Source organism: Saccharomonospora piscinae, from assembly GCF_005862235.1.
GTDB lineage: Bacteria > Actinomycetota > Actinomycetes > Mycobacteriales > Pseudonocardiaceae > Saccharomonospora > Saccharomonospora piscinae.
Genome location: NZ_VCEK01000004.1, coordinates 447,869 through 473,866 on the forward strand (window position 1 = coordinate 447,869; position 25,998 = coordinate 473,866).

The following is a 25,998-nucleotide window of genomic DNA, read 5'->3' on the forward strand; positions in this document are numbered from 1 at the left end:
ACCGGGTGCGGGTGTCCCGCAAGGCACAGGAGGACGAATGAGCCAGGCTGGTGGTGGGCTCGTGGAGTCCGACCGGGTGCGGGTGTCCCGCAAGGCACAGGAGGACGAATGAGCCAGGCTGGTGGTGGGCTCGTGGAGTCCGACCGGGTTGGGCCCCCGCTGCGGCACACTGGGCTGCCGCAGCAGGGGAGGGTGTCCCGCAAGGCACAGGAGGACGAATGAGCCAGGCGAGGTTCCTCTCGACTCCCTCCCAGACGGTCGGTCCGTACCTGTCCATCGGGCTGCCGTGGGAGGACGGCCCGACGGTGGTGCCGGAGGGCACGGCGGGCGCGGTGTGGCTGCGTGGTGTGGTCACCGACGGCGACGGTGCGCTGGTGCCGGATGCCTTGATCGAGACCTGGCAGGCGGACCCGGAGGGCCGGTTCGATCATCCAGGCGATCCCAGGGGTGCCCGGCCGGGTTTCCGCGGGTTCGGCCGCTGTCCCACGAACGGCGACGGCGAGTACGCGATCCGCACGCTGCTGCCCGGGGCTGTGCCGGGCCAGGCGCCGCACATCGACATGTCGGTGTTCGCGCGCGGGCTGCTGCACCGGGTGGTGACGCGCGTGTACTTCCCGGACTTCGCCGAGGCGAACGCGGCCGACCCGGTGCTGGCGTCGGTGCCGGAGCGGCGCCGCCACACGCTGCTCGCCCGCCGCGCCGACGACGGCTACCGCTTCGACGTGCGCTTGCAGGGCGACGGCGAGACAGTGTTCTTCGATGTCTGAGCCGCCGTCCGAGCCGCACCCCGAACCGGTCCGCGCGTCGGCGCTGTTCGACCCGCTGGTGGCCGCGGGGCCGGTGGCGCGGCAGGTGGGCGACGACACGTGGCTGCGGGGCATGCTCGACTTCGAGTCGGCGCTCGCGGCGGCGCAGGCCGACGTGGGACTGCTGCCCTGGCACCACGCGCGGCACATCGCCCTGTCCTGCGAGGACGACTACGACCTCGCCGAACTGGGAGCCGCCGCCGCGAAGTCCGGCAATCCGGCCGCGCCGCTGGTGCGGGCGCTGACCGAGCGGGTCGCCGGTCGTGACCGCGAGGCCGCCCGGCACGTACACCGGGGCGCGACGAGCCAGGACGTGATGGACACCGCCGCGATGCTGGTGTCGGCGCGGGCGAGGGACCCGCTGCTCGGCGAGCTGCGGGCCACTGCCGACCGGCTCGCGGTGCTGGCCGCCGAACACGCGGCGACGGTCCAGGTGGGACGGACGTTGTCGCAGTACGCGCTGCCCGTCACGTTCGGGGTGACGGCCGCCGGGTGGCTCACGTCGCTGGACGCGGCGGCGGAGGAACTGGCCGCGCTCCGGTTCCCGGTGCAGCTCGGGGGAGCGGCGGGCACGCTCGCGTCCCTGGGCGAGCACGGCACGGCGGTGCTGAGCGCGCTCGCCGCACGGCTGGGGCTGGCCGAGCCCGCGTTGCCGTGGCACTCGGACCGCACGCCGGTGCTGCGGCTCGTGGGTGCCCTGGGCGAGGTCGCGGGCGCGATCTCGGGTGTGGCGCGCTCGGTCGTCGCGCTCGCGCAGAGCGACGTCGGTGAGCTCCGCGAGGAGGGCCCGGCCGGAAGCGGCGGCTCGTCTACCATGCCGCACAAGCGCAACCCGGTGGCGGCGGTGTCGGCGCTGGCGTGTGCCAAGCAGGCGCCGGGGCTGGTGGCCGACCTGTTCGCCGCGGCGGAACACGAGAACCAGCGCGCGGCGGGGGCGTGGCATGCCGAGTGGTGGCCGCTGATCCAGCTGTGGCGGGTGTGCGGTTCGGCCGCGCACTGGTTGCGCACCGGCGTCGACCGGCTCGCGGTCGACGCGGGCCGGATGCGCGAGAACCTCGACCGGGGTGGCGGGGTGCTGCTGGCCGAGCGGGTCACCACCGAACTCGCGCCCGTGCTGGGGCGGCTCGCGGCCCACGACGCGGTCACGGCGTGCTGTCATCGCGCGCTGGAGCACGGGACGCCGCTGGCCGAGGAACTCGCCGCCGACCGGGTGGTGGGTGCCCACCTGTCGCGGGAGGCGGCGCAGCGGCTGCTCGATCCGGCCGGGTATCTGGGCAGCGCGACCGTGTTCGTGCAGCGGGCACTCGCCCGGCACCGGAGCCGGGAGGACGACCAGTGCGGGTGAACCACGTGCTCGACGGCCCCGCCGAGGGCGAGGTGGTGGTGCTGTCCGGCTCCATCGGCAGCGACCTCGGCATGTGGGAGCCGCAGGTGGAGCCGTTGACGTCCCGGGGATTCCGGGTGGTGCGCTACGACCACCGCGGCCACGGCGGGACACCGGTGCCCCCCGAGCCGTGTTCGCTGGCCGAACTCGGCGGCGACGTCGTGGAACTGCTGGACGAGCTGGGCGTGGAGCGGGCTCACGTCGTCGGGCTCTCCCTCGGCGGGATGACGGGGTTGTGGCTGGCGGCCCACCGGCCGGACCGCGTGCGCAGCCTGGTGGCGTGCTGCACGTCCGCCCGGCTCGGCACACCGGACATGTGGCGGCAGCGCGCGCACACCGCGCGCACCGAGGGGATGGCCGCCATCGCCGACGGCAGCGTGCGGCGCTGGTTCACCCCGGGCTGGCTGGCGGCCCACCCGGGGCGGGCCCGCGCGTACCACCGGATGACGGCCTCGGTGCCGCCCGAGGGATACGCGGCGTGCTGCGCGGCCATCGGATCGATGGACCTGCGCCCGGACCTGCCCGCCATCACCGCGCCGACCCTGGTCGTCGCGGGTGCCGACGACCCGGCCACGCCGCCGGCCGAGCACGGCAGGCCGCTGGCCGACGCCATCCCTGCAGCCCGGTTCGAGGTCGTCGCCGACGCCGCCCATCTCGGCACCGTGGAACAACCCGAGCGGTTCTGCGCGCTCATTCTCGACCACCTCACGGGAGGCGAACGTGACCGGCACGATTGACGGCCCCGATCCCTACGAGTCCGGCATGCGGGTGCGCCGCGAGGTGCTGGGCGACGAGCACGTCGACCGCGCGGCGGCGGGCACCACGGAGTTCACCCGGCCGTTCCAGGACTACATCACGCGCTCGGCCTGGGGCGCGGTGTGGACGAGGGAGGGGCTGGACCGCAGGACCCGCAGCTGTGTCACGCTCGCCGTGCTCACCGCGTCGCGGGCCCACAACGAGATCGCCATGCACGTGCGTGCCGCCGTGGGCAACGGCCTCACCCCGGACGAGATCGCCGAGGTGCTCCTGCACACCGGCGTGTACGCGGGAGTGCCCGCCGCCAACGAGGCGTTCGCCATCGCCCAGCGCACGCTGGCCGAGATGGGCGAGATCTGATCACCACGCACTAGGAGCCCCTAACACATTGGTCTGTTCGGCTCGCGACGCCCAGACGACGCCTCGCCGCGCTGGAGGAGGAGCCCACGTACTTCCAGTACGCGGACGCCCCTCCGCCTTGCGACGCACCGCCTGGCCGCCGCTCCCTGATCGAACGCCAATGTGTTAGAGGCTCTAGGTTGGACGGTCATGGAAGCAGGCAGCGAACGTCCCGCGCACCACGTGCAGTCGCTCGAACGCGGGCTCGCGGTGATCAAGGCGTTCGGCTCCGGTGCCGCCCGGCTGACGCTCAGTGACGTGGCGAAGTCGACCGGGCTGACCCGCGCCGCGGCCCGGCGGTTCCTGCTCACGCTGGCCGACCTCGGCTACGTCCGTTCCGACGGGCGGTACTTCACGCTCACCGCCAGGGTGCTGGAACTGGGCTACGCCTACCTGTCGAGCCTGTCGCTGTCGGAGGTCGTGCAGCCGCACCTGGAACGGCTGTCGGCGGAGGTCCACGAGTCGTGCTCGGTGTCGGTGCTCGACGGGACCGACATCGTGTACGTGGCGCGGGTGGCGGTCTCGCGCATCATGACGGTGAGCATCAACGTGGGCACCCGGTTCCCCGCGCACGCCACCTCGATGGGTCACATCCTGCTGGCGGGCCTCGACGAGCCCGCGCTGGAGGCCTACCTGCGCGACGCGGAGTTCGAGCGCCTCACCTCCCACACGCTCACCGCGCCCGAGGCGCTGCGCACCGAACTCGCCGCCGTCCGAGGGCAGGGGTGGGCACTGGTGGACCAGGAGCTGGAGGAGGGCCTGCGGTCGGTGGCCGCTCCGATCCGCGATCCGCACGGGACTGTGGTGGCGGCCGTGAACATCTCCACCCAGGCCCACCGCACCGGTCAGGACGCGGTGCGGACCTCCCTGCTGCCGTCGCTGCTGGCGACCGCCGAGCGGATCGAGGCCGATCTGGCGGTCGCACCCTCGGCCCGGGTCTCGTGAGCACGGCGGGCCTGCTGCTGGCCGCGGGTGCGGGGCGGCGGTTCGGCAGGCCGAAGGCACTGGTCGAGCTCGGCGGGCAGCCGCTGGCGACCCGCGCGGTGCGCGCGCTGTCCGACGGCGGGTGTGAGCCCGTGCTCGTGGTGCTGGGTGCGCGGGCCGACGACGTGCGCACCCTGCTGCCCGGGCGGGTCGGCACGGTGGTGGCGCCGGACTGGGAGCAGGGCATGAGCGCGTCGTTGCGGGCGGGACTGCACGCGCTCACCGAGCGCTCGCCCGTCCCCGACGCGGTGCTGATCCACCTGGTGGATCTGCCGGGTGTCGGGCCCGAGGTCGTGCGGCGCCTGCGCTCGCGGACCGGCGTCGACGCGGTGGCGCGAGCGACCTACGGCGGGATGCCGGGGCATCCGGTCCTGCTCGGCCGCCGGTGGTGGGGCGAGGTCGCCGCCGCCGCGCACGGCGACCGGGGCGCCCGGGAGTGGTTGCGGGGCCGCGACGACGTACGCCTGGTGGAGTGCGGAGACCTCGCCGAGGGCACCGATGTCGACACACCCGCCGACCTGCCCGGCGACGACTCCCGGCCCTGACAGGGGGACCGCGGTGGCCGTCGCGGGCCAGTACCCTCGGCCGTGTGAGCGCCGACAGCACCGTGAACACCGGCCCCTCCGCCGAGGCGCCGTCACCGGACTCGCCCGACGAACTGGCCAAGGTCCTGGAACGCGTGGGCTACCTCGCCGACGAGGGAGTGGCCACGGCCGCCTTCCTCGCGCTGCGCATGCGGCGTCCGCTGTTCTGCGAGGGCGAACCGGGCACGGGCAAGACGGCGCTGGCCGTCGCCCTCGCCGAGGCGCTGGAGCTGCCGCTGATCCGGTTGCAGTGTCACGAGGGCATCGACGCCGGGCAGGCGCTGTACGAGTGGGACTTCCCGCGCCAGCTGCTGCACCTGCGGGCGCTGGAGGCCGCCGAGGGCGGGCGGCTGGACGTGGACACCGCCGAGCAGTCGCTCTACACCGACCGGTTCCTGCTCGCCCGGCCGCTGTTGCGGGCGCTCACTTCGGCACCCTGTGTCCTGCTCGTCGACGAGATCGACCGGGCCGACGACGAGTTCGAGGCGTTCCTGCTCCAGTTGCTCGACGAGAACGCCGTGGCCATCCCCGAGTACGGCGAGGTGCGGGCGCCGACGCCACCGCTGGTGGTGCTCACCTCCAACCGCACCCGCGAGGTCCACGACGCGCTGAAGCGGCGCTGCCTCTACCACTGGGTCGAGCATCCCGGGCTGGACCGCGAGATCGCGATCCTGCACCGCAGGGTGCCCGGCATCGGAGACCGGCTCGCTCGCCAGGTGGCCGAGGCGGTGCAGCGGCTGCGCGCCAGGGAGCTGCTCAAACCACCCGGTGTCGCGGAGGCCCTCGACTGGGCACGGGCGCTGCTGGCGCTGGGCCGCGACGAGCTGGACACGGCCGCTGCCGCGGCGACGCTCGGGGCGGTGCTGAAGTACAGCGAGGACACCGACCGCGTGCGGGCGACGCTCGACTCGCTACTGTCCTGAGCGCGCACGGCGCACAATGGGGATATGAGCACGTCGTCGGTTCTCGATCCGGTGCCCGGCTTCGCCGGGTTCGCCGCCGCGCTGCGGGCCGCCGGGCTGCGGGCCGACGCGCACCGCGTGCAGGCCTACCTCGCCGCCGTGGAGTGCGTGGACGTCGGCGATCCGGGCCAGCTCTACTGGGCGGGCCGGATCGCGCTGTGCTCCGAGCCCGACGACCTGCCGCGCTACGACGAGGCGTTCGCCGCGTGGTTCTCGGGTGAGCCCCCGGTGCGGCGGCGCGACGCCGTGTCGGTGCCCGTCCAGCCGAGGATCGCGGCGCTGGTGTCCTCGCGGGATGCGAGTGAGGGCGCGGGCGGTGACGAGCCGCTCAGCGTCGCCGCCAGTGACGCGGAGATCCTTCGCCACCGCGACCTCGCGGAGCTGACGCCTGCCGAGCGCAGGCACCTGCGGGAGCTGTTCGACACGCTGCGGCCCGTTCCCGCGCCCCGGCCGTCCGCGCGCTACCACGCCGCACGCCGGGGCAGGCTCGACGCCCGGCGCACCCTGCGCGCCATGCTGGCCGACGGCGGGGAGCCGGGCAGGCTCGTGCGCGTCCGCCGCCGCACCCGGCCGAGGCGGACGGTACTGCTGGTGGACGTGTCGGGGTCGATGAAGCCCTACGCCGACGCCCTGCTGCGGTTCGCGCACGTCGTGGTGCGGGGCGCGCCCGGCACGGTGGAGGTGTTCACCCTCGGCACCCGGCTCACGCGCGTCACCCGGCAGCTGCGGCAGCGGGATCCCGAGCGCGCGATGCTCGACGCGGGCGGGGCGGTGGCCGACTTCGCTGGTGGCACGCGGCTGGGCGAGACCCTGCGGGTGTTTCTCGACCGCTGGGGACAACGCGGACTGGCACGGCGGTCGACCGTCGTGGTCTTCTCCGACGGCTGGGAACGGGGCGACGCGACCCTGCTCGGCGAGCAGTCCGCGCGGATGCGCAGGCTCGCTCATCGCGTGTTCTGGGTGAACCCCCACGCGGGCCACGAGGGCTACCAGCCGGTGCAGTCCGGTATCGCCGCGGTGCTGCCGCACGTGGATCACCTGCTCGCGGGACACAGCCTGGCGACGCTGGAACGACTGCTGAGGGAGATGGCGGATGCGTGACGTGCTGGACGAACTCCACCGTCGCTGGCAGGCGGGGGAGACGGTCGGGGTCGGAACCGTGGTGGCCACGTTCTCGTCGGCGCCGCGCGCGCCGGGTGCGGCGATGCTCGTCGGCCCGGACGGTGATGTGGTCGGCAGCGTCTCCGGCGGCTGTGTCGAGGGCGCGGTCTACGAGCTGGCCCAGCAGGTCGTGGCCACCGAGACACCGGTGTTGCAGCGCTACGGGGTCAGCGACGACGACGCCTTCGCCGTGGGGCTGACCTGCGGTGGGCTCATCGACATCTTCGTGGAGCGGGTGGACCGGGAGTCGATGCCCGAGCTGCCCGACCTCGTCGCCTCGGTGCGCGAGGGCAGGCCCGTGGCCGTGGCGACGGTGGTCGAGCATCCCGACACCGCCGTGCTCGGCAGGCGCCTGCTCGTGTGGCGGGACCACACGCGGGGCGGGCTCGGTTCACGGCGCCTCGACGACGCCGTCGCCGACGACGCGCGGGGCCTGCTCGCGGGTGGCCGGTCGGGGACCTTGCACTACGGGCCCGAGGGCCAGCGGCGCGGTGAGGGCATGGCGGTGTTCGTCAACGCGTTCGAGCCGCCGCCGAGGATGCTCGTGTTCGGTGCCATCGACTTCGCCGCCGCGATGGCCCGGCTGGGCGGCTACCTGGGCTACGAGGTGACGGTGTGCGACGCGCGGCCCGTGTTCGCCACCGCGAGCCGTTTCCCGGACGCCGACGAGGTGATCGTGGACTGGCCGCACCGGTACCTGCGCGCGGAGGCCGAGGCGGGCCGGATCGACGGCAGGACGGTCGTCACCGTGCTCACGCACGACCCGAAGTTCGACGTGCCGGTGCTGGAGGTGGCGCTGCGGCTCGATGTGGCCTATGTCGGGGCGATGGGGTCGCGACGGACCCACGACGACCGGTCGCGGCGACTACGCGAGGCGGGGCTCACGGAGGCGGAGCTGAAACGGCTCGCGTCCCCGATCGGGCTCGATCTCGGGGCCCGCACGCCGGAGGAGACGGCGGTGTCGATCGCGGCCGAGATCATCGCGCTGCGCTGGGGTGGCGGCGGGCGGCGACTGTCCGACACCGACGGCCGCATCCACACGGACACGCATCGCTAGAGTCCCGGCGCGATGCGTCACCCGTCCAGGTGAGAGCGACCGCGCATCGTGTCGCACCGCCGGAATCGGGTGCTCGATCGAGCGAGAGCGGCGGTGCGCGGGGGCGCAGGGGTTGTCGCGATCGCGCGGACGTAGCAGGGTTAGCTGTGAGGCCGATCACTCGGGTGATCGGCTACGGCCGTTCCACACGGCCCGCCCCGGCGGGCCGAGCCAGCACAGGAGGCCCCATGCGCATCACCGTCACCGTCGACGGAACCCGCTACACCGACGAGGTCGAGCCGCGCACCCTGCTCGTCCACCACCTGCGCGAGCGGCTGGGCAAGGTCGGCACCGTGGTGGGGTGCGACACCAGCAACTGTGGTGCCTGCACGGTGCATCTGGACGGGCAGAGCGTCAAGGCGTGCTCGGTGCTCGCCGTCCAGGCCGACGGCAGCGAGGTCACCACCATCGAAGGGCTCGCCCGCGACGGCGAACTGCACCCGGTGCAGCGCGCGTTCCAGGACAACCACGCGCTGCAGTGCGGGTTCTGCACGCCCGGGATGATCATGCAGTCGCTCGATCTGCTGTCCGACAACCCCGACCCGGACGACGAGGCCGTCCGGGAGGGCCTGGAGGGCAACCTCTGCCGCTGCACCGGGTACCAGAACATCGTCCGCGCAGTCCGTGAGGCCGCCCAGCACATGCGGCCCGGCGCGGGCCCGAAGGCCGAGCAGCGCGGTGAGAGCACCGCCGCCACGGCGACAGCGCCCTCGCCGAGCACGGCGGGAGGTGTCGAATGACCGCCACGGCCGAACCGGAGATCGGCAGGGCTCGCCGCCGCAAGGAGGACGCCCGCCTGATCACCGGCCGCACCCGCTGGACCGACAACATCACGCTGCCCGGGATGCTGCACCTCGCCGTCCTGCGCAGCCCCGTCGCGCACGCGCGGATCACCGGCATCGACACCTCGGCGGCCAAGGAAATGCCGGGCGTGGTCGACGTGTTCACCGCCGAGGACCTCGACCCCGAGGGCGCCATCGGCATGCCGTGCGCCTGGCCCATCACCCCGGACATGAAGTGGCCCCGCAGGCCCGTTCTCGCCCAGGGGACCGTGAACTACGCGGGCGAGGGACTCGCCGTGGTGGTCGCCCGCAGCGCGGCGGAGGCCGAGGACGCGCTGGCCGAGATCGACGTCGACTTCGACGAACTGCCGGTCGTGCTGGGGCTGGACAACGCGCTGGCCGACGACGCCCCGCTGGTACACGACGACCTCGGCACCAATCGCAGTGCCGTGTGGACGTTCGACTCGGCCGAGGCCGGTACCGGTGAGGACGTCGAGCGGGCCATCACCGGATCGGAGGTCGTCCTGCGCCGCCGGTTCCGGCAGCAGCGGCTCGTGCCCGGGTTCATGGAACCGCGGTCGGTCGTCGTGGACCCGACCGCCCCGCAGCTCACCATGTGGTCGGCCACCCAGATCCCGCACATCCTCAAGACGATGTCCGCGCTCACACTCGGCATCCCGGAGCACCAGCTCCGCGTCATCGCCCCGGACGTCGGGGGAGGGTTCGGCGGCAAGCTCGCGGTCGTTCCCGAGGAGTTCGCCGCCCTGCTGGTGGCCCGCAGGCTCGGCAGGCCGGTGAAGTGGACCGAGTCCCGCTCGGACACCATGGTCGCGGCCCACCACGGGCGCGACCAGGTTCAGGACATCACCATCTGCGCCACCCGGGACGGCACCGTGACCGGGCTCAAGGTCGAGCTGCTCGCCGACATGGGTGCCTACCTGAGCCTCGTGGGGCCGGGGGTGCCCATCCTCGGCGCGTTCATGTTCAACGCGATCTACAAGTTCCCGGCCTACCACTTCACCTGCACCAACGTGTTCACCAACACCACCGTCACCGACGCCTACCGGGGTGCGGGACGGCCCGAGGCGACGTTCGCCATCGAGCGGATCATGGACGAGCTCGCGGCCGAGCTCGGGATGGATCCGATGGCGCTGCGGGAGAAGAACTGGATCTCCCACGACGAGTTCCCCTTCACCACGGTCGCGACGCTGACCTACGACTCGGGCAACTATGAGGCGGCCACCGAGAAGGCCATGCAGCTGTTCGACTACGACGGGCTGCGCCGCGAGCAGGCCGAACGCCGGGAGCGCGGCGATGCCGTGCAGCTCGGGATCGGCATCTCGACCTTCACGGAGATGTGCGGTCTGGCGCCGTCCCGCGTGCTGGGCGCACTCGACTACGGCGCGGGCGGCTGGGAGCACGCCGCCGTGCGGATGCTGCCCACGGGCAAGGTCGAGGTCGTCACCGGGGTGTCGGCCCACGGCCAGGGCCACGAGACGGCGTGGAGCCAGATCGTCGCCGACCAGCTCGGGGTGCCGTTCGAGGACGTCGAGATCCTGCACGGCGACACCCAATCGTCGCACAAGGGCCTCGACACCTACGGCTCGCGTTCACTGGCCGTCGGCGGCATCGCGGTCGTGAAGGCAGCGGACAAGGTGGTGGCCAAGGCCCGCACGATCGCCGCGCACATGATGGAGTGCTCCGAGGACGACCTCGACTTCTCGGGCGGGACGTTCAAGGTCAGGGGCACCGACCGGTCCACCGCCATCCAGGACGTGGCGCTGCGGGTGTTCGCGGCTCACGACCTTCCCGACGGGGTCGAGCCCTCGCTGGACTCCGAGGCCACGTTCGACCCGGAGAACTTCTCGTTCCCGCACGGCACTCACCTCTGCGCCGTCGAGGTGGACACCGAGACCGGGCGGGTGTCGATCCGCTCGTACGTCTGCGTGGATGACGTGGGTGCGGTGGTCAACCCGCTGATCGTCGAGGGCCAGATCCACGGCGGGCTCGCGCAGGGGATCGCGCAGGCGCTGTTCGAGGAGGCCGTGTTCGACGAGAGCGGCACGCTCATGTCGGGCACGTTCGCCGACTACCTGCTGCCTTCGGCGGCGGACCTGCCGGAGTTCACCACCGACCGGACCGAGACGCGCTCCACCACCAACCCGCTCGGCGTCAAGGGCGTGGGTGAGGCCGGCACCATCGCCTCCACTCCCGCCGTGGTGAACGCCGTCGTGGACGCCGTGCGCCACTTCGGTGTCCAGGACATCGAGATGCCGTGTACGCCGATGCGGGTGTGGCGTGCCGTGCATGCCGGGGAACAGGCGGCGGGCGGAACGGGCACCGAGGCGGGCGGCGGCCTCGGCTCCATGGACGCGGAACGCGGAGGTGCGCAGTGATCCCGGCACAGTTCGAGTACCTTGCTCCGACCACAGTGGACGATGCCGTGCGGGCGCTGACCGAGGCGGGTGAGGACGCCAAGGTCATCGCGGGCGGGCAGAGCCTGCTGCCGGTGCTGCGGCTGCGCATGGCCGCACCCACGGTGCTGGTGGACCTCGGCCGGATCAGTGCTCTGCGGGGCGTGCGTGACGAGGGCGACGCCGTCGTCATCGGGTCGATGACCACCCACCACGAGGTGCTGCGTGATCCGCTGGTGGCGGACCACGCCAGGCTGCTCGCCGAGGCGACCGCCACGGTGGCCGATCCGCAGGTGCGGCACCGGGGCACGTTCGGCGGCTCGCTGGCCCACGCGGACCCGGCGGGCGACCTGCTGGCTCCGGCGCTCGCGCTCGACGCGGAACTGGTGGTGCGCGGCATGGACGGCTCCCGCACCGTGCCCGCGGCGGAGTTCTTCGCCGACTTCTTCACCACCGCCCTGCGGCCGAACGAGATCCTCGTCGAGGTCCGGGTGCCCAAGCACACCGGCTGGCACGCGCGGTACGAGAAGTTCAACCGCGTGGCGCAGGCGTGGTCGATCGTCGCCGTGGCCGCCACCGTCCGTACCGAGGGCGGCACGATCGCCGAGGCCAGGGTCGGGCTGACCAACATGGCGTCGGTGCCGATGCGGGCGCACGCCGTGGAGTCGGCCCTGGTCGGGCAACCCGCGACCGCCGAGGTCGTGCGCTCGGCCGCCCAGCACGCTGCGGACGGCACGAGCCCGACGGCCGACGGCAACGCCGACGTCGAGTATCGACGGCACCTCGCGCGGGTACTCACGGGCAGGGCGATCACGACCGCCGTCGCGGGCTGAGCACCGGCAGGGCCGCGTCCCCGAGGACACGCTCCGTAGCGAAATATGGCTACAGTGGCCTCGGGGACAGCCATGGCGACCAGGGCCCCGGCACACGAGAAGACCCGAGGAAGGAGGTCGGCCCGTGCGGCTCGACCACGCATTCACCGTTCCGGCGCCCATCGACGAGGTGTGGCAGGCAGTGCTGGACCCCGAGCGGGTCGCGCCCTGCATGCCCGGGGCCACCCTCACCTCCGTGGAGGGTGACACGTTCAAGGGCACGGTGAAGGTCAAGCTCGGGCCCGTCTCACTGCTGTACAAGGGCTCGGGCGAGTTTCTCGAGAAGAACGCCGACACGCGCACCATCGTCATCAAGGCGGCGGGCAAGGACGCGCGCGGTGCCGGGACGGCGTCGGCCACGGTCACCGTCACCCTCACTGCCGAGGGCGGTGCCACCAAGGGTGCCGTGGGTACCGACCTCAGCGTCACCGGCAAGCCGGCCCAGTTCGGCCGCGGCATGATCTCCGAGGTCGGAGGCAAGATCCTCGACGACTTCGCGGCCAACCTCGCGCGGACGCTCGGAACACCGGAACCCGAGAAGGGCGAGGACACCACGCCCGGCCGGGCCGAGGCCGAGCCCCCCGCCGCGGCGACGGCCGAACAGACCGGAGCCCCCGCGGCGGCCACGGCCGCGCAGGCCGAGAAGCCGACCCTGGAGAGCGTGCCCCGCGACGCGGAGGCTCTGGACCTGTTCGACTACGCGGGTGCGTCGGTGGCCCGGCGGCTCGCTCCGGCGCTCGCGGGCCTGGCGGCCGTGGTCGCCTTCCTCGCGGTGCGGCGACTGCTGCGCCGCCGCTGACGCCGTGTCCGCAGCCTGCGTAGCCGTGTCCGCAGGCTGCGTAGCCGTGTCCGCGGTCGCGGTAGCCGGGCCGGGGAAGCGGGAGGCAACCGTCGGCGTTGCACCCGGCATGCGGGCTGATCACGAGACCGACGTCGTCGTCATCGGCGCGGGGCAGGCGGGGCTCTCGGCCGCCTACTTCCTGCGCCGAGCCGGGTTGCCGGCCGACACGGGTTTCGTCGTTCTCGACCACGGCCGACGAGCGGGCGGGGCGTGGCAGCACCGGTGGCCGACGCTGCGCATGGATCGGGTCCACGGCGTGTACGACCTGCCGGGGGCCCGGCTCGCCGACGCCCCCGGTGGGGGCGATGCGACCCGTCCGGCCGCCGAGGTCATGCCGGAGTACTTCGAGAGCTACGAGCGCGAGTTCACACTGCCGATACACCGGCCGGTGACCGTGAGTGCGGTGTACCGGGCGCCCGACGGGCGCTTCCGGGTCATGGACACGCGCGGGCGAACCTGGCTGGCCCGGGGCGTGATCAATGCGACGGGCACGTGGGACAAGCCCTTCTGGCCGCACTATCCCGGCCGGGGTGACTTCCTGGGCAGGCAGCTGCACACAGCCGACTACCCCGGGCCCGAACCGTTCGCCGACGCGCGGGTCATGGTGGTCGGCGGGGGCACGTCCGCCGTGCAGTTGCTCACCGAGATCGCGGGTGTCGCCCGGAGCACCACCTGGGTCACCCGGCGTCCGCCCGTCTTCCACGAGGGCGCGTTCACACCGGAGTTCGGGCGGGAGGTCGTGGCGCGGGTGGAGCGAACGGTGCGCGAGGGCAGGCCCCCTGACAGTGTCGTCGGTGTCACCGGACTGACGCTCACCCCGGACGTCCGCGCCGCGCGGGACGCCGGGGTGCTGGCGCGGCGGCCGATGTTCGAGCGCATCACCCCGAGCGGCGTCCGGTGGGCCGATGGCCACGAGATCGACGTCGACGTGATCCTCTGGGCGACCGGATTCCGCGCGGCGCTCGACCACCTCGCGCCGCTGCGGCTGCGCGAGCCTGGCGGCGGTGTTCGGATGGCGGGTACTCGGGTCGTCGGCCAGCCGCGGCTGCACCTGGTGGGCTACGGGCCCTCGGCGAGCACGATCGGGGCGAACCGGGCGGGTCGCGCGGCGGTGCGCGAGCTGTTGGCCGAGTTCGACGACTGACGGGAGCTGCGGACACGGCTACGCAGGCTGCGGACACGGCTACGCAGCCTGCGGACACGGCTACGGGAGCTGCGGACACGGCGTCAGCGGAGGTCGAAGTTCGCCATCATCATCATGTCCTCGTGTTCGAGGTTGTGGCAGTGGAAGACGTACCGGCCCGCGTAGGACGGGTCTTCGGGGAACCGCACCAGGAGGTCGGCCTGTCCGCCGCTGTCGAGGTCGACGGTGTCCTTCCAGCCCGCGGTCGTGGGGCCGCCGTCGAGTACCTGGAACGGAACGAGGTGCAGGTGGACGGGGTGCGCCACGTTCTGCACCCTGATCCGCCACAGCTCGACGGACCCGGGCCGCACCTCGGCCGCGACGTGGTCGGGGGAGAACGGTTCGCCGTTCACGGTCCACAGGGTCGTCCCGTGGTGTTCGGCGCCGCCCCGCGCGAACACGAAGTCGCGCTCCACCCGCGCCTGGTCCCGGGAGAGCGGCTCCAGCTCCGCGAGCCGCGAGGGCACGCGACTGTCGTCGCGCCCGCGGCGGGTGACGACGAAGCGCAGGACGTCGCGGGTACCGCCGCGCCCCAGCGTGTTGATCAACGTGACCTCCTGGCCGGGCCGGTAGGCCGAGAAGTCGACCACCACGTCGAAACGTTCGGCCTGGGCGATCGGCAGCCGCTCGTGTTCGACCGGCGCGGCGAGGAGCCCCTGGTCGCCACCCACCTGCGTGAACGCCACTCCGCCGGGCGGCGGTGGGTCGAGTGCGAGGTGGTACCGGCGTGCGTTTGATCCGTTGAGCAGGCGGAACCGGTACCGCGCTCCCTCGACCTCCAGCACCGGCCACGGAACACCGTTGACCAGTACGCAGTCACCCAGCACACCGCTCATGAAGTCGTCCGTCACACCCGGTTCGCCTCGCAGTGACGGGTCGCGGGAGGGGTAGCGAAAGGAACCGTCCTCGTGGAACGCGCGATCGGTGATCAGTAGTGGAATATCGCGGTCACCCGAGGGCAGTCCGAGCCGGTCTTCCTCGTCGTCGTGAACCAGGTGAAAGCCCGCCAGCCCGCGGTAGACCTGCGGACCGGTGAAGTCCATCCGGTGGTCGTGGTACCAGAGCGTGGCCGCGGGCTGGTCCAGCGGGTACACGTACTCCCGTCGCGCTCCGGGCTGAACGAGGTCGGTGGGATAACCGTCGTGTTCGGCCGGGGTCTTGCCGCCGTGGAGGTGTACCACGGTGGGCACCGGCAGCGCGTTGTGGTGGCGCACCACGGTCTGGCGTCCGCGACGGGACACCAGCGTCGGCCCGGGGAAGCGGCCTTCGTAGCCCCACACTGCCGTCTTGAGGCCGGGCAGGATCTCCTGCCGCTCCTCGCGTTGGGTGATGTCGCAGTAATCGGTGCCGTCGTGGGTCGAGGTGGGCCGCAGCACGTCGGGGATGCGCAGGGGAAGCGTGAACGGCCGGGGGAGTGGCGCCGCCGAGCGGAGGACCGCGCCTGCGCTGCCCTGTGTCTCGACGTTGCCCCCGCCGCGGACTGCCAGTTCCGAACACGCCGATGCCAGCGGAATCGTGGCCAGACCGCCCGCCGCGAGTCGCAGGGCGGTACGCCGGTTCATCGGGGCGGCCATCACTGCCGCTCCTGGCGACGGCGCACCCGATTGTCGATCACCACGGCGAGGATGCCGCCGACGACCGCGGTCAGTTGCGGGCCGAAGCCGATGACGAATGTCCAGGGCGCTTCCACCTCGCCGTTGTCGACCACCAGCCGTCCGAGTAGTTCGCTGAATACTGTGAATCCGACCGCGAGCCCGGCGAAGATTCCGAGCACGGCCACTCCGAGAGTGCGCATGACGGTGACGCTAGGTCGGCACGCCGCCGTCGTCGCCCGTCTCAACTCGGCTTTCCCGGTCGTGGGATGTCGTCGTCAGGCGACACCACATCGTCCGGAGACTCGACTGCGGACGACATCGCCAGGCGGGTACCCCCGCTACGCTCGACGGCGTGCGCACGTACGGACGCCTCAGCGGACGCGTCGTCGACGCGTTGCTGGCGGCGACGGTGTTCGGGGTGGTGGCAATGGCCATCGCGGCGGATCTCGGGGGTACGCGGGGACCCGAACCCGCCGCGTTCCTGTTCGCGGGCGGCCTCGGTGCCCTGATGTTCGTGCGCCGCGCCCACCCGGTGTTGACGCTGGCGGCCACGGTGGCCGGGATCATCGCCTACTACATGGCCGACTATCCGCCGATCGGGCTCGCGGTCCCGGTGGCCGCCGCGTTGTACTCGACGGCGGAGGCGGGGCGGGCGCGGGTGGCGTTGCTGGTCGCGGCCGCTCTGCTGGTGGTGACCACGTCCTTCCGGCTCGCCGAGGGCGACGATCCGGCGTATCTGTTCGGGTTCGAGTTCGCCACCACGATCGGGCTGATGGCGGCGGCGATCGCGTTGGGCGACGGTGTGCGGTCCCGTGCCCTGCTCGCGGTGGAGCAGGAGGCACGGGCAAGGCGGCGCATGGAGCAGGAGCGGTTGCGCATCGCGAGGGAGGTTCACGACGTGCTGGGCCACACCGTCGCCGTCATCTCGGTGCAGGCGAGCGTCGCGGCCGAGGCGGTGGACGACGACCCCGAGGTGGTGCGGTCGGCGCTCGGGGTCATCCGGGAGTCGGCGGACGGAGCGGTGCGGGAGCTGCGCGCGACGGTGGGTTTGCTGCGCTCGCCCGCCGACCAGGGCGAGTCCCGCGCGCCCGCAGGCAGCCTGAGGCAGCTGCCGTCTCTGGTCGAAGCGACGTCCGAGAGCGGCCTGCCGGTGACGATCGAGACGGAGGGGACCGCGGTGCCCCTGCCGTCCGCGGTGGACACCAGTGCCTACCGGATCGTGCAGGAGGCTCTGGCGAACAGCCTGCGGCATGCGAACGCGACGTGGGCGAAGGTGGTGTTGCGCTACGGCGGCGACACGGTCACCGTGAGCGTGTCGGACGACGGGCGCGGTTGGGACGCCGCGACGGCCGACGCCGCAGGTGCGGGACTGCGCGGGATGCGGGAGCGCGCCGAGTTGCTGGGAGGTTCCGTGTCGGTCGCGTCGCCACCCGGTGCGGGGTTCCGGGTGGACGCCGTGTTTCCCGTGGAGTTGCGATGATCGCAGTGGTGGTGGCCGACGACCAGCAGCTCGTGCGTGCGGGGTTGTGTTCCCTGCTGGAGCGCGCCGAGGACATCACGGTGGTCGGGGAGGCGTCCGACGGCGCGAGCGCGCTGGCGGCGGTGCGCTCGCTGCGGCCGGACGTGGTGCTCATGGACATCCGCATGCCCGGAATGGACGGCATCGAAGCGACGCGCCGGATCACGGCCGACGACGCACTGCGTGACGTGCGCGTGGTCGTGTTGACGACGTTCGACACCGACGAGCACATCGTGGACGCGGTGCGGGCGGGTGCGGCGGGGTTTCTGCTGAAGAACACCGCTCCCGACGAACTGCGGGCGGCCGTGCGGACGGTCGTGGAAGGGGAGGCCCTGCTGTCGCCGTCGGTGACGCGCCGGGTGATGGCCGTGGTGGCGGCCGATCGCGGTGTGGTGGAGCCCCGGCTGCTCGCTGACCTGACCGTCAGGGAGCGGGAGGTGCTGGCCGAGATCGCCGCTGGGCTGTCGAACACCGAGATCGGGTCGGCGCTGTTCATCAGTCCCGCGACCGCACGCACCTATGTCAGCAGGCTGCTCAGCAAGCTCGGCGCGCGCGACCGTGCTCAGCTCGTGCATCTCGCGTACGAGGCGGGGCTGGTGCGGCCTGGTTCGCGTCAGCGGTCCCGGTGAGTGGCCGCTCCGGCGTTCAGTCGCTCCGTGTAGCGCGCGCGTGCCTCGTCGAGCAGCTCCGGGTCGAGCCACGCGACCGGGCGGATGTCGACGAGCAGCGGCTCGTTGTCGGGACCGACATCCACCTGACGACCGGACAACACCCACGGCCGTGCGCCCTCGTCGAGTTCGTGGAGGTACTGGCACACCCGCCGGGCCAGCCAGTCCTCCAACGGCAGGGTCCACCAGGCCGGGGGCGCGAGCGGGTTCGCCGACAGGCCCGGCAGTGCCAGCCCGCTCTCGTGGTCGGTGCTGGAGTGCCGCGCGTCCGACGCCGGTCCGGGTGAGTACCGCAGGTACGGCGCCCGGCCGGACCGAGTGATCTCCGCCAGCTCCGCCAGCGTGCGCACCGTGACCATGTCCGCTGCCATCACCCACAGCGGTACCCGGGCTGGCGCCCGGTCAATCGCTCTTGGTCGCGCTGCCGTTCCGTCGCGAGTGGACGGATCTGGCGACTGACGGTGGGCGGTTCGTCACTCACGCGGATGGAACGCGCGGCGGAAAGGATTGGCGACCTCCGCTGCTGCGCACACTGTAGCCATACGGGCGCGGAGCGTACTGGGTAGCGCACCGTTGTTCTGATCCGAATACGGCAACCCGAGGAGTAGTTACACCATGGCAATTCGCAGAGCTGCTGTCGTCGTCGCCATCGCGGCGGGTGCCGCGCTGGCCGTTGCGGGCACCACGAACGCCTCGACCGAGGACGACTGCGCCACTACCGGTACGTCCGTGCAGTCGTGGTCGGACGCCGAGTGCTCCGACTACGAGTTCGCCCGCAGCGGCCAGGACCACGACGAGAAGGACTGGGACCACGGCGACAAGGACCACCGCGACAAGGACCACGGCGACAAGCACCACGACAAGGACTGGGACAAGGACAAGGACTGGGACAAGGACCACGGCGACAAGCACGGGGACAAGCACCACGACAAGGACTGGGACCACAAGCACGGCGACAAGCACCACGACAAGGACCACAAGCACCACGACAAGGACAAGAAGCACAAGCACCACAAGAAGCAGGTGCACAAGAAGCCGCACGGTGGTGTCGAGACCGGTGACGGGTCGCTGGCGGCCTTGCTCTGAGTCGGTTTCCCATGCGTGATGTGACACGCGGCCGTCCCCGCCTCCCGGTCCGCCGGTGGGCGGGGACGGCGGCGTTGGCCTTTCTCCTGCTGCTCACCGGCTGCGGCGGCACCGACCGGTCGATCGCCGGGCACGCCGAGGCCGGTGCCGTGCCGCAGGCCGACGACGTCCGGACCGTGCTGGGGCCTTCCCCGGCGACGCGGCTGCGCATCCCGGAGATCGGGGTGGACACCGGCACCTTCGTGGACCTCGGGCTGAAACCGGACAACACGATGGAGGTCCCCGAGGGAGCCGAGACCGTGGGGTGGTACGACGCCTCGCCGACTCCGGGTGAGCGGGGGCCGTCCATCCTGGCGGCACACGTCGACTGGCAGAACCAGAAGGGCGTGTTCTTCGACCTGCGCACGTTGCGGTCCGGTGCCGACGTGCTCGTGGACCGGGCCGACGGCACCGAGGTGCGCTTCGAGGTGACCGAGGTGGAGCAGTACTCGAAGGACGACTTCCCCACGGAGAAGGTGTACGGCGATGTGAGCGGAGCCGAGCTCCGTCTCATCACGTGCGGCGGTGACTTCGACCGCGGCGCGCAGAGCTACCGCGACAACGTCGTCGCCTACGCGACGATGATCTCTTCCGACGGGTAGTGGCAGGCCACCGGGTGATCGGTGCCGCGGTGGACGAGTTCCGGCTCGTCGCCCCGGCACCGATCCCGTGCCTTCCAGCACCGGGTGTGGAAGCGGCACCCGGAGGGCGGATCGAGCGGCGACGGCGGGTCACCGCGCAGCACGATCTCCTCCCGGTCGTCGCCGCGCCAGTCGTCGAGACTGGGAGCCGCCGACAGCAGCGCCTGCGTGTAGGGGTGTGCCGGGCGCTCGTAGATCTGTTCGGTGTCGCCGGTCTCCACGACGGTGCCGAGGTGCATCACCGCGACGCGGTCGGCGAAGTGCCGGACGACGCCGAGGTCGTGGGTAATGAACAGGTACGCCACGCCCAACTCGTCCTGCAACCGCTTGAGCAGGGCGAGGATCTGTGCCTGGATGGACACGTCGAGCGCCGACACCGCCTCGTCGCAGACGATGAGCCGGGGTCGTACGGACAGCGCCCTGGCGATCGAGATGCGCTGCCGCTGCCCGCCGGAGAACTGGTGCGGGTAGCGCGAGGCATGGCCCGGGTTCAGCCCGACCCGCTCCAGCAGGGCCGCGACCTCGGAGTCCCACCGGTCGCGCTCGACGATGCCGGGGTGGATGCGCCAGGCCTCGCTGACCAGGTCGTGGACGGTCATGGTCGGGTTGAGCGAGGCGTACGGGTCCTGGAAGACCAGCTGGATCTGCCGGCGAAGCGCCTTGCGCTCCGGGCGGGTCAGTGTGGTGAGGGCCCTTCCGTCGAAGCGTACCTCGCCCGACAGGGGCGTCAGCAGGTCGAGCACCGTTCTGGCCACGGTGGACTTACCGCATCCGGACTCGCCGACCAGGCAGACCGTCTGCCCGGCATGCACGGTCAGGTTCACGCCCGCGACGGCTCGCACGTCTCGCCGCCTGCCCAGCAGGCCCTGCCGCGACCGGTAACCCGCGACAAGATCGACGAGCTCAAGCACGGGCGTCGGTGGTTGTTCCGGCACGGGTGAGCACCTCCTCGGCGAAGTGACAGGCGCTGGTCCGCCCCGGGGCGACCGTGCGCAGCTCGGGTTCGGTGGTCCGGCAGCGCTCTCGCGCGAGCGGGCAGCGCGGGTGGAACGCGCACCCGCCGGGAGGCGCGGTGATGTCGGGTGGGAGACCGTCGATGGGACGCGGCGGCCGGTCCGGGTCGTGCGCCGAAGGGCTGGCCGCCATGAGGCCCACGGTGTACGGGTGCGCGGGGCGGTCGTAGAGTTCGGCGACCGTGCCGGACTCGACGGCCCTGCCCGCGTAGAGGACGACGACCCGGCGGGCGGTGCGGGCCACCACGCCGAGGTCGTGACTGATGATGATCATCGCGAGGCCCTGCTGCTGCCGCGTGCGCAGCAGTCGCAGGATCTGCGCCTGCACCGTGACGTCGAGCGCGGTCGTCGGTTCGTCGGCGATCAGCAGTCGCGGTTCCAGCGCGAGTGCCATCGCGATCATCACGCGCTGGCGCATGCCGCCGGAGAACTCGTGCGGGTACTGGCCCGCGCGCCGCCCGGCGTCGGGGATGCCGACCTCGGCCATGGCCTCGACCGCGCGGCGCCGCGCCTCCTCCCGGCTCGCGCCGCGACGCCGCCGGAACATCTCTCCGATCTGGTAGCCCACGGTCAGCGACGGGTTCAGCGCGCTGAGCGGGTCCTGGAAGATGATGGCCAGTTCCTCGCCCCGTAACCGGCGCAGCTCGTCGTCGGGCATCGTCAGCAGGTCCCTGCCGTCCCAGCGGACGGTGCCGCCCGCCACCCGAGCCTGCGCGGGAAGGAGCCCGAGCACGGCCAGCGAGCTGAGGCTCTTGCCGCTGCCGGACTCACCGACGATCGCGAGCGTCTCGCCCTCGTCGAGGTCGAACGACACGCCCCGCACGGCGCGCACGTCGCCGAACGCCACCGCGAGCTCGGATACTTCCAGAAGCGTGTTCATCGGACCACCGCCGTCGTCGACTGCCGGTTCTTGGTGTGGGGGTCGGAACGGTCGCGGAACGCGTCTCCGAGCACGCCGACGCAGATCACCACGAGGGTGAGCGCGATCCCGGGCACGGCCGCGATCCACCACGCGGAGTCCAGGTAGTCGCGTCCGTTGGAGATCGTCGAACCCCACGACGCCTGGTCCAGCGGGACGCCCAGCCCCAGAAAGGACAGCGCGGCCTCGGCCACCATCGTGAGCCCGACCTGCATGGTGGCGGCCACCACCAGCGGCTGCACGCACGACGGGAAGATGTAGCGGGTCATGATCCGGACGTCACTCGCGCCCATCACCCTGGCCGAGTCGACGAACTCGCGGTTGCGGGCCGCCAGCGCGGACCCCCGTACCACCCTGGCGAAGATCACCCACCGGGTGACGGCCAGCGCGATGATCACGTTGAGCAGGCTCGGGCCGAGCACGCCCGCGAGCAGGATCGCCAGCAGGATGCTCGGAAACGCCAGCTGCATGTCGCCGACGCGTGAGATGAGCGAGTCGACCCAGCCGCCGTAGTACCCGGCGAGCAGTCCGAGTGCCAGGCCGGCGAGCCCGCCCACGGCGACCACCGCGAGCGCCACCAGCAGCGAGACCCGTGAACCCGCGATGAACTGGGCGAGCACGTCCCTGCCGTCCTGGTCGGTCCCCAGCAGTGCGAGAGCGCCGTCCGAGGTCGTGCTGCCGGGCGGCAGCAACCGGTCGGCGACGCGCGTGGCGACGCTGTCGTAGGGCACCAGCCACGGTCCGAACACCGCGACGAGCGCGAACAGGGCCAGCACCGTGAGCGCGATCTTGGCTGCCGTGGACCTCATACGGTCTCCAGGGTGATTCTCGGGTCGAGTGCGAAGTACAGCATGTCGACCAGCAAGTTCAGTCCGATGTAGAAGACGGCGATGAGCACGATCGCCGCTTCGGCGACGGCATAGTCGCGGTGCACGATCGAGTCGATCATCAGTGTGCCGATGCCCTGCCAGGCGAAGACCTGCTCGATGATCACCGCGTCGGCGATGAAGTTGCCGAGCACGAGGCCGAGCACCGTCACCACCGGGGTGAGCGTGTTGCGCAGGACGTGGACTCCGAACACGGCTCGTTCGGTCAGCCCCTTCGACCGCGCGGTGCGGACGTAGTCCCGGCCCAGTTCCTCCAGCGTGCCGTTGCGCACCAGCCGCGCGAGCCAGCCCAGAAACGGCAGCGCGAGCGTGAACGCGGGCAGGATCAGTGACGCGGGGGTGCCGTCCGCGGTGCCGGGCAGCACGCCCAGCGTTCTGGCGAAGATCAGCACGAGCATGATGCCGACCCAGAAGGACGGCAGCGCCTGACCTGCCAGCGACAGTGACGACACCAGCCGGTCCACGAGCTTGCCCGTGTTCCGTGCGGCGTGGATGCCCAGCGGGAAGCCGATCACGATCGTGAGCAGCAGCGCGTAGCCCGCCAGCGTCAGGGTGGCGGGCAGCCGCTCCAGCACGTTGGCCAGCGCGTCACCGCCGAGCCGCCAGGACTCGCCGAAGTCCAGTGTCACCACGTCGCCCAGGTGGCGTACGTACTGTTCCCACAAAGGATCGTTGAGGCCGAGTTGCTCCCGGGCCGTGGCCAGCTCGGCCTCGGTGGCCTGCGCGCCCAGCATCAGCGTGGCCGGGTCGCCGGAGATGACCCGCAGCACCAGGAACACGATGGTGATCGCGCCGAAGACCAGGAACACCGACTGGCCGAGTCTGCGCGCGAGATAGGTGATCATGTCGAGTTGCCCTCACTGGTGTGCTCGAGGACGCGGCTGGACGCCCGAACCACGAGGTCACACCGTTCGTGCCGCTTCTCGGCCTCGGTCCCGGTTTCGTCGCCGTGAATCCGCCGTAGCAGCACGTCGACGGCGGTGGCGCCGATCTCCGCTGCGGGCAGCCGGACCGTGGTCAGCGCGGGGCTGAGATACGGGGCGAACGGGTGGTCGCCGAAGCCACCGACCAGCACGTCGTCGCCGACGCGCAGGCCAGCCTCGGCGAGTGCCCGGTACACGCCCAGCGCGAAGTAGTCGTTGCCGACCATGATGGCGTCCGGAAGGTCGTCGCCCCGGACGATGTCCTGTGCGAGCCGGTAGGCGTCGGCGGGTTCCCACGGCAGGGCGAGTGACTCCCTGCGCCGGGTGGGGACCGAGAGCACCGGGTCACGGCGCGTCTCGGCACCCGAGTCGGCCAGTGCCCGCTGGAAGCCGGCCGTCCGGTCCGCCACGGGCGAGATCGGCAGGTCCTCCTCCAGCAGGCACAGCGACCGCGCCCCCTGTTCGACCAGGTGGCGGGTGGCCTCGTAGGCGCCGTGTTCGTAGTCGACGCCCACGAAGTCCAGTTCCAGCGAGGGAAAGTCACGGTTGAGGCACACCAGCGGGACACCGGACTCGTCGAGCCGTTCCCAGTGCTCGCCGTCGCCCTGCACGGGCACCACGAGTGCGCCGTCGACGCCCCAGCGCAGGAGCGTCTCCGCCGCGTCGCGGTCGAGGCCCTGGCTCTCCTCCGTGACCAGCAGCATGAGCGAGTAGCCGTGGATCCGGCCGCGTTGCTCGACGGTGCTGATCAGCCGCGAGTAGAACGGGTTCGACGGGTTGGTGATCACCAGGCCCAGCGTCATCGCCGAGCCGAGCACGAGGGACCGCGCCATCGAGTTCGGCACGTACCCGAGGCGGGTGGCCTCGGCCTTGATGCGTGCCCGCGTCCGCTCCCCGACGCTGTCCTTGTCGGACAGCGCCCGGGAGACCGTGTTGACGGACACTCCGAGCGACTTCGCGATGTCCTTCAGAGTCACCCGCCGTGACTCACCCATGTGCTTCCCCTCAGGTTTCGAGCGTCACGCCGCGCAGGTCCGGCTGGTTACTCGGGACGGGTTCGAACCCCTTGACCGAACTGCGCAGCCCGTAGGTACTGATCAACGCGGCCGGGAAGATCCCGACGGCGTCGTCCCAGATGATCCTGCACGCGTCGGCGTACAGCTCACCGCGCCGGTCCTGGTCCGACACCGAGTGGGCCTCCCGCAGGATCGTGTCCAGTTCGGGGTTGGCGTAGCCCATCCGGTCGGCCGCGGAGTCGTAGAGCCTGCCGAGCGTGAAGTCGGCGTCGCCGGTGGTGACCGTGTTGATCTGCAGCTCCAGATCGAAGTCCTTCGCGTTGAGCCGCTGCAGCCACTCCGCCTTCTCGATGTTCTGCGGCTCCACCGTGATCCCGACCTTCGCCCAGTCGGAGATCATCGCCTGGGCGAGCCCGTCGGCGAGGGGCCCGGTGCCGGAGAACCACATCAGCGACGTGCGGAGACCGTCCCCGAACCCGGCCTCGGCCAGGTCCCGCCGGGCCGCGTCGGGGTCGTAGGCGTAGGGCTCCTGTTCGGCGTGCCCGAACACGGTCGACGGAATCGGTGCGGTCATCCGCTCCGCGCCGTCACCGAACAGGTTCTTCACGATCGTGGCGATGTCGACGGCCCGCCACATCGCCCTGCGTACGCGGGGGTCGGTGAACGGCTCACGCCCGCAGTTGAACCACGTGAAGTAGTACGCGTAGCTCGGAACGGTCTCCAGCCGCACACCGTCGGCGCCCTCCAGTTCCCGCACCTGGTCCGGCGGCACGGGCCACAGCACGCTGAGGTCGCCGGTGCGCAGCGCGGTGATCTGGCTGGAGGTCTCCGGCAGGTAGGGCAGCGTGGCCTTCGGCAGTGCGGGCTTGCCCGACCAGTGCTCGGTCGCCACCAGTTCGAGCACGTCGGAGGGAGTGAAGGACTCCACGGCGAACGGTCCGCTGCCGACGGGTTTGCGGAAGAAGCCGTCGGCGTTCATCTTGTCGGCGGGCAGGATGAACAGCAGCGTGAGGTTCACGGGGACGGTGCCGAGCGGCTCGTCGGTGACCAGGCGCAGTTCGTGGTCGCCGGTGACCTCGACGTCGGTGACGGACGTCCACAGCGCGGACTGCGCCGTGCCCGCGTCCCGCACCCGCTCCAGCGACGCCTTGACGTCCCGCGCGGTGAGCGGGGTTCCGTCGTGGAAGGTGACGTCGTCGCGCAACGTGAGGACCCACGTGGTCGGCTCGGATTGCTCCCAGGCCGTCGCGACGCTCGGCACCAGCCGGTCGCCGTCGCGCCGGACCAGGGTGTCGTAGATGAGCCTGCCCGCCAGCAGCGTGCTCTCGTCCACACTGCTCGGTCCGTGCGGATCGAGGTCGTTGATGGGCTGGCTGAACGCCGCCCGCAGGGCTTGTTCGGCCTCGCTCTGCCCGCCGCCTCCGACGCTGCACGACGCGAGATAGGCACCCGCGAGGCTCATGCTGCT

General features: G+C 71.9%; 27 protein-coding genes. 18 read left to right on the top strand and 9 right to left on the bottom strand.

Translation table 11 applies throughout. The annotated features are described in order from the left end of the window. Positions 1 to 218 precede the first annotated feature (218 nt). The 14 genes from pcaG to FFT09_RS18520 all read left to right on the top strand — a co-directional run bounded on the left by pcaG (position 219) and on the right by FFT09_RS18520 (position 14,185). Positions 219 to 767: a protocatechuate 3,4-dioxygenase subunit alpha gene (gene pcaG, locus FFT09_RS18455; RefSeq protein WP_024875806.1), complete on the top strand. Its 549-nt coding sequence runs from the start codon at positions 219 to 221 to the stop codon at positions 765 to 767. Beyond that, positions 760 to 2,151 (top strand): class-II fumarase/aspartase family protein, encoded by a 1,392-nt coding sequence (locus tag FFT09_RS18460; protein ID WP_138383453.1) that lies wholly within the window; start codon positions 760 to 762, stop codon positions 2,149 to 2,151. The genes pcaG and FFT09_RS18460 overlap by 8 nt, the downstream gene beginning before the upstream one ends. After that, on the top strand, positions 2,142 to 2,927 hold the full coding sequence (gene pcaD, locus FFT09_RS18465) for a 3-oxoadipate enol-lactonase (protein WP_138383454.1): 786 nt from the start codon (positions 2,142 to 2,144) through the stop codon (positions 2,925 to 2,927). Before FFT09_RS18460 ends, pcaD begins: the two co-directional genes overlap by 10 nt. Then, positions 2,911 to 3,306: a 4-carboxymuconolactone decarboxylase gene (pcaC, locus tag FFT09_RS18470; protein WP_279631022.1), complete on the top strand. Its 396-nt coding sequence runs from the start codon at positions 2,911 to 2,913 to the stop codon at positions 3,304 to 3,306. The genes pcaD and pcaC overlap by 17 nt, the downstream gene beginning before the upstream one ends. A 189-nt stretch (positions 3,307 to 3,495) precedes the next feature. Then, positions 3,496 to 4,290 (top strand): IclR family transcriptional regulator domain-containing protein, encoded by a 795-nt coding sequence (locus FFT09_RS18475; protein WP_138383455.1) that lies wholly within the window; start codon positions 3,496 to 3,498, stop codon positions 4,288 to 4,290. Next, a complete protein-coding gene (locus tag FFT09_RS18480) occupies positions 4,287 to 4,874 on the top strand; it encodes a nucleotidyltransferase family protein (RefSeq protein WP_081195088.1) in 588 nt (195 codons plus the stop codon). The genes FFT09_RS18475 and FFT09_RS18480 overlap by 4 nt, the downstream gene beginning before the upstream one ends. A 44-nt stretch (positions 4,875 to 4,918) precedes the next feature. Continuing rightward, positions 4,919 to 5,836 carry an AAA family ATPase gene (locus FFT09_RS18485; protein ID WP_138383456.1) on the top strand — a complete coding sequence of 306 codons (918 nt, stop codon included), beginning with the start codon at positions 4,919 to 4,921 and terminating at the stop codon, positions 5,834 to 5,836. Between the two features lie 24 nt (positions 5,837 to 5,860). Then, a complete protein-coding gene (locus FFT09_RS18490) occupies positions 5,861 to 6,976 on the top strand; it encodes a vWA domain-containing protein (protein ID WP_138383457.1) in 1,116 nt (371 codons plus the stop codon). After that, on the top strand, positions 6,969 to 8,093 hold the full coding sequence (locus FFT09_RS18495) for an XdhC family protein (RefSeq protein WP_138383458.1): 1,125 nt from the start codon (positions 6,969 to 6,971) through the stop codon (positions 8,091 to 8,093). The genes FFT09_RS18490 and FFT09_RS18495 overlap by 8 nt, the downstream gene beginning before the upstream one ends. A 227-nt stretch (positions 8,094 to 8,320) precedes the next feature. Then, complete coding sequence (locus tag FFT09_RS18500) at positions 8,321 to 8,872, top strand: (2Fe-2S)-binding protein (protein WP_138383459.1); 552 nt, start codon at positions 8,321 to 8,323, stop codon at positions 8,870 to 8,872. Next, positions 8,869 to 11,310 carry a xanthine dehydrogenase family protein molybdopterin-binding subunit gene (locus FFT09_RS18505; RefSeq protein WP_138383460.1) on the top strand — a complete coding sequence of 814 codons (2,442 nt, stop codon included), beginning with the start codon at positions 8,869 to 8,871 and terminating at the stop codon, positions 11,308 to 11,310. Before FFT09_RS18500 ends, FFT09_RS18505 begins: the two co-directional genes overlap by 4 nt. Beyond that, complete coding sequence (locus tag FFT09_RS18510) at positions 11,307 to 12,161, top strand: FAD binding domain-containing protein (RefSeq protein ID WP_024875793.1); 855 nt, start codon at positions 11,307 to 11,309, stop codon at positions 12,159 to 12,161. The genes FFT09_RS18505 and FFT09_RS18510 overlap by 4 nt, the downstream gene beginning before the upstream one ends. A 124-nt stretch (positions 12,162 to 12,285) precedes the next feature. Then, the gene (locus tag FFT09_RS18515; RefSeq protein WP_081195102.1) at positions 12,286 to 12,999 is read left to right on the top strand and encodes an SRPBCC family protein; all 714 of its coding nucleotides are present in this window, start codon (positions 12,286 to 12,288) and stop codon (positions 12,997 to 12,999) included. A 109-nt stretch (positions 13,000 to 13,108) separates the two neighbouring features. After that, the gene (locus FFT09_RS18520) at positions 13,109 to 14,185 is read left to right on the top strand and encodes an NAD(P)-binding domain-containing protein (protein ID WP_138383461.1); all 1,077 of its coding nucleotides are present in this window, start codon (positions 13,109 to 13,111) and stop codon (positions 14,183 to 14,185) included. A gap of 83 nt (positions 14,186 to 14,268) precedes the next feature. Here the strand turns inward: FFT09_RS18520 and FFT09_RS18525 are convergent, their stop codons facing one another. Together FFT09_RS18525 and FFT09_RS18530 are read right to left on the bottom strand one after the other, a co-directional pair. Then, entirely contained in the window at positions 14,269 to 15,798 is a 1,530-nt protein-coding gene (locus FFT09_RS18525; protein ID WP_138383462.1) for a multicopper oxidase family protein, read from the bottom strand. Then, positions 15,798 to 16,019, bottom strand: a complete 222-nt coding sequence (locus FFT09_RS18530) for a DUF5957 family protein (protein WP_081195108.1) — start codon at positions 16,017 to 16,019, stop codon at positions 15,798 to 15,800. The genes FFT09_RS18525 and FFT09_RS18530 overlap by 1 nt, the downstream gene beginning before the upstream one ends. A gap of 152 nt (positions 16,020 to 16,171) precedes the next feature. Between FFT09_RS18530 and FFT09_RS18535 the strand changes: the two genes are divergently transcribed. Both FFT09_RS18535 and FFT09_RS18540 read left to right on the top strand, forming a co-directional pair. Further along, positions 16,172 to 17,299 (top strand): sensor histidine kinase, encoded by a 1,128-nt coding sequence (locus FFT09_RS18535; protein WP_138383463.1) that lies wholly within the window; start codon positions 16,172 to 16,174, stop codon positions 17,297 to 17,299. Then, the gene (locus FFT09_RS18540) at positions 17,296 to 17,967 is read left to right on the top strand and encodes a response regulator transcription factor (protein ID WP_081195112.1); all 672 of its coding nucleotides are present in this window, start codon (positions 17,296 to 17,298) and stop codon (positions 17,965 to 17,967) included. The genes FFT09_RS18535 and FFT09_RS18540 overlap by 4 nt, the downstream gene beginning before the upstream one ends. On the opposite strand, the gene FFT09_RS18545 is transcribed toward FFT09_RS18540, so the two are convergent. Then, positions 17,952 to 18,377 carry a DUF6098 family protein gene (locus FFT09_RS18545; RefSeq protein WP_176218357.1) on the bottom strand — a complete coding sequence of 142 codons (426 nt, stop codon included), beginning with the start codon at positions 18,375 to 18,377 and terminating at the stop codon, positions 17,952 to 17,954. The genes FFT09_RS18540 and FFT09_RS18545 overlap by 16 nt on opposite strands. Before the next feature lie 244 nt (positions 18,378 to 18,621). On the opposite strand from FFT09_RS18545, the gene FFT09_RS18550 reads away from it, so the two are divergent. Next, positions 18,622 to 19,092 carry a hypothetical protein gene (locus tag FFT09_RS18550; RefSeq protein ID WP_138383464.1) on the top strand — a complete coding sequence of 157 codons (471 nt, stop codon included), beginning with the start codon at positions 18,622 to 18,624 and terminating at the stop codon, positions 19,090 to 19,092. Positions 19,093 to 19,103: 11 nt separating this feature from the next. Next, positions 19,104 to 19,733, top strand: coding sequence for a class F sortase (locus tag FFT09_RS18555; RefSeq protein WP_176218358.1), 630 nt, complete (start codon positions 19,104 to 19,106; stop codon positions 19,731 to 19,733). Here FFT09_RS18555 and FFT09_RS18560 read toward each other — a convergent pair. Genes FFT09_RS18560 through FFT09_RS18585 form a run of 6 tightly spaced genes read right to left on the bottom strand, consistent with a single transcriptional unit; the run spans position 19,703 to position 25,992 of the window. Then, positions 19,703 to 20,707: an ABC transporter ATP-binding protein gene (locus FFT09_RS18560; RefSeq protein ID WP_138383465.1), complete on the bottom strand. Its 1,005-nt coding sequence runs from the start codon at positions 20,705 to 20,707 to the stop codon at positions 19,703 to 19,705. The genes FFT09_RS18555 and FFT09_RS18560 overlap by 31 nt on opposite strands. Then, the gene (locus FFT09_RS18565; RefSeq protein WP_138383466.1) at positions 20,676 to 21,665 is read right to left on the bottom strand and encodes an ABC transporter ATP-binding protein; all 990 of its coding nucleotides are present in this window, start codon (positions 21,663 to 21,665) and stop codon (positions 20,676 to 20,678) included. The genes FFT09_RS18560 and FFT09_RS18565 overlap by 32 nt, the downstream gene beginning before the upstream one ends. After that, positions 21,662 to 22,513, bottom strand: coding sequence for an ABC transporter permease (locus FFT09_RS18570; RefSeq protein ID WP_081195122.1), 852 nt, complete (start codon positions 22,511 to 22,513; stop codon positions 21,662 to 21,664). Before FFT09_RS18570 ends, FFT09_RS18565 begins: the two co-directional genes overlap by 4 nt. Next, positions 22,510 to 23,436, bottom strand: coding sequence for an ABC transporter permease (locus FFT09_RS18575; RefSeq protein WP_081195124.1), 927 nt, complete (start codon positions 23,434 to 23,436; stop codon positions 22,510 to 22,512). The genes FFT09_RS18570 and FFT09_RS18575 overlap by 4 nt, the downstream gene beginning before the upstream one ends. Continuing rightward, positions 23,433 to 24,509 carry a LacI family DNA-binding transcriptional regulator gene (locus FFT09_RS18580; protein WP_138383467.1) on the bottom strand — a complete coding sequence of 359 codons (1,077 nt, stop codon included), beginning with the start codon at positions 24,507 to 24,509 and terminating at the stop codon, positions 23,433 to 23,435. Before FFT09_RS18580 ends, FFT09_RS18575 begins: the two co-directional genes overlap by 4 nt. Positions 24,510 to 24,519: 10 nt before the next feature. Further along, complete coding sequence (locus FFT09_RS18585) at positions 24,520 to 25,992, bottom strand: ABC transporter substrate-binding protein (protein ID WP_244231412.1); 1,473 nt, start codon at positions 25,990 to 25,992, stop codon at positions 24,520 to 24,522. Between the last annotated feature and the right edge of the window lie 6 nt (positions 25,993 to 25,998).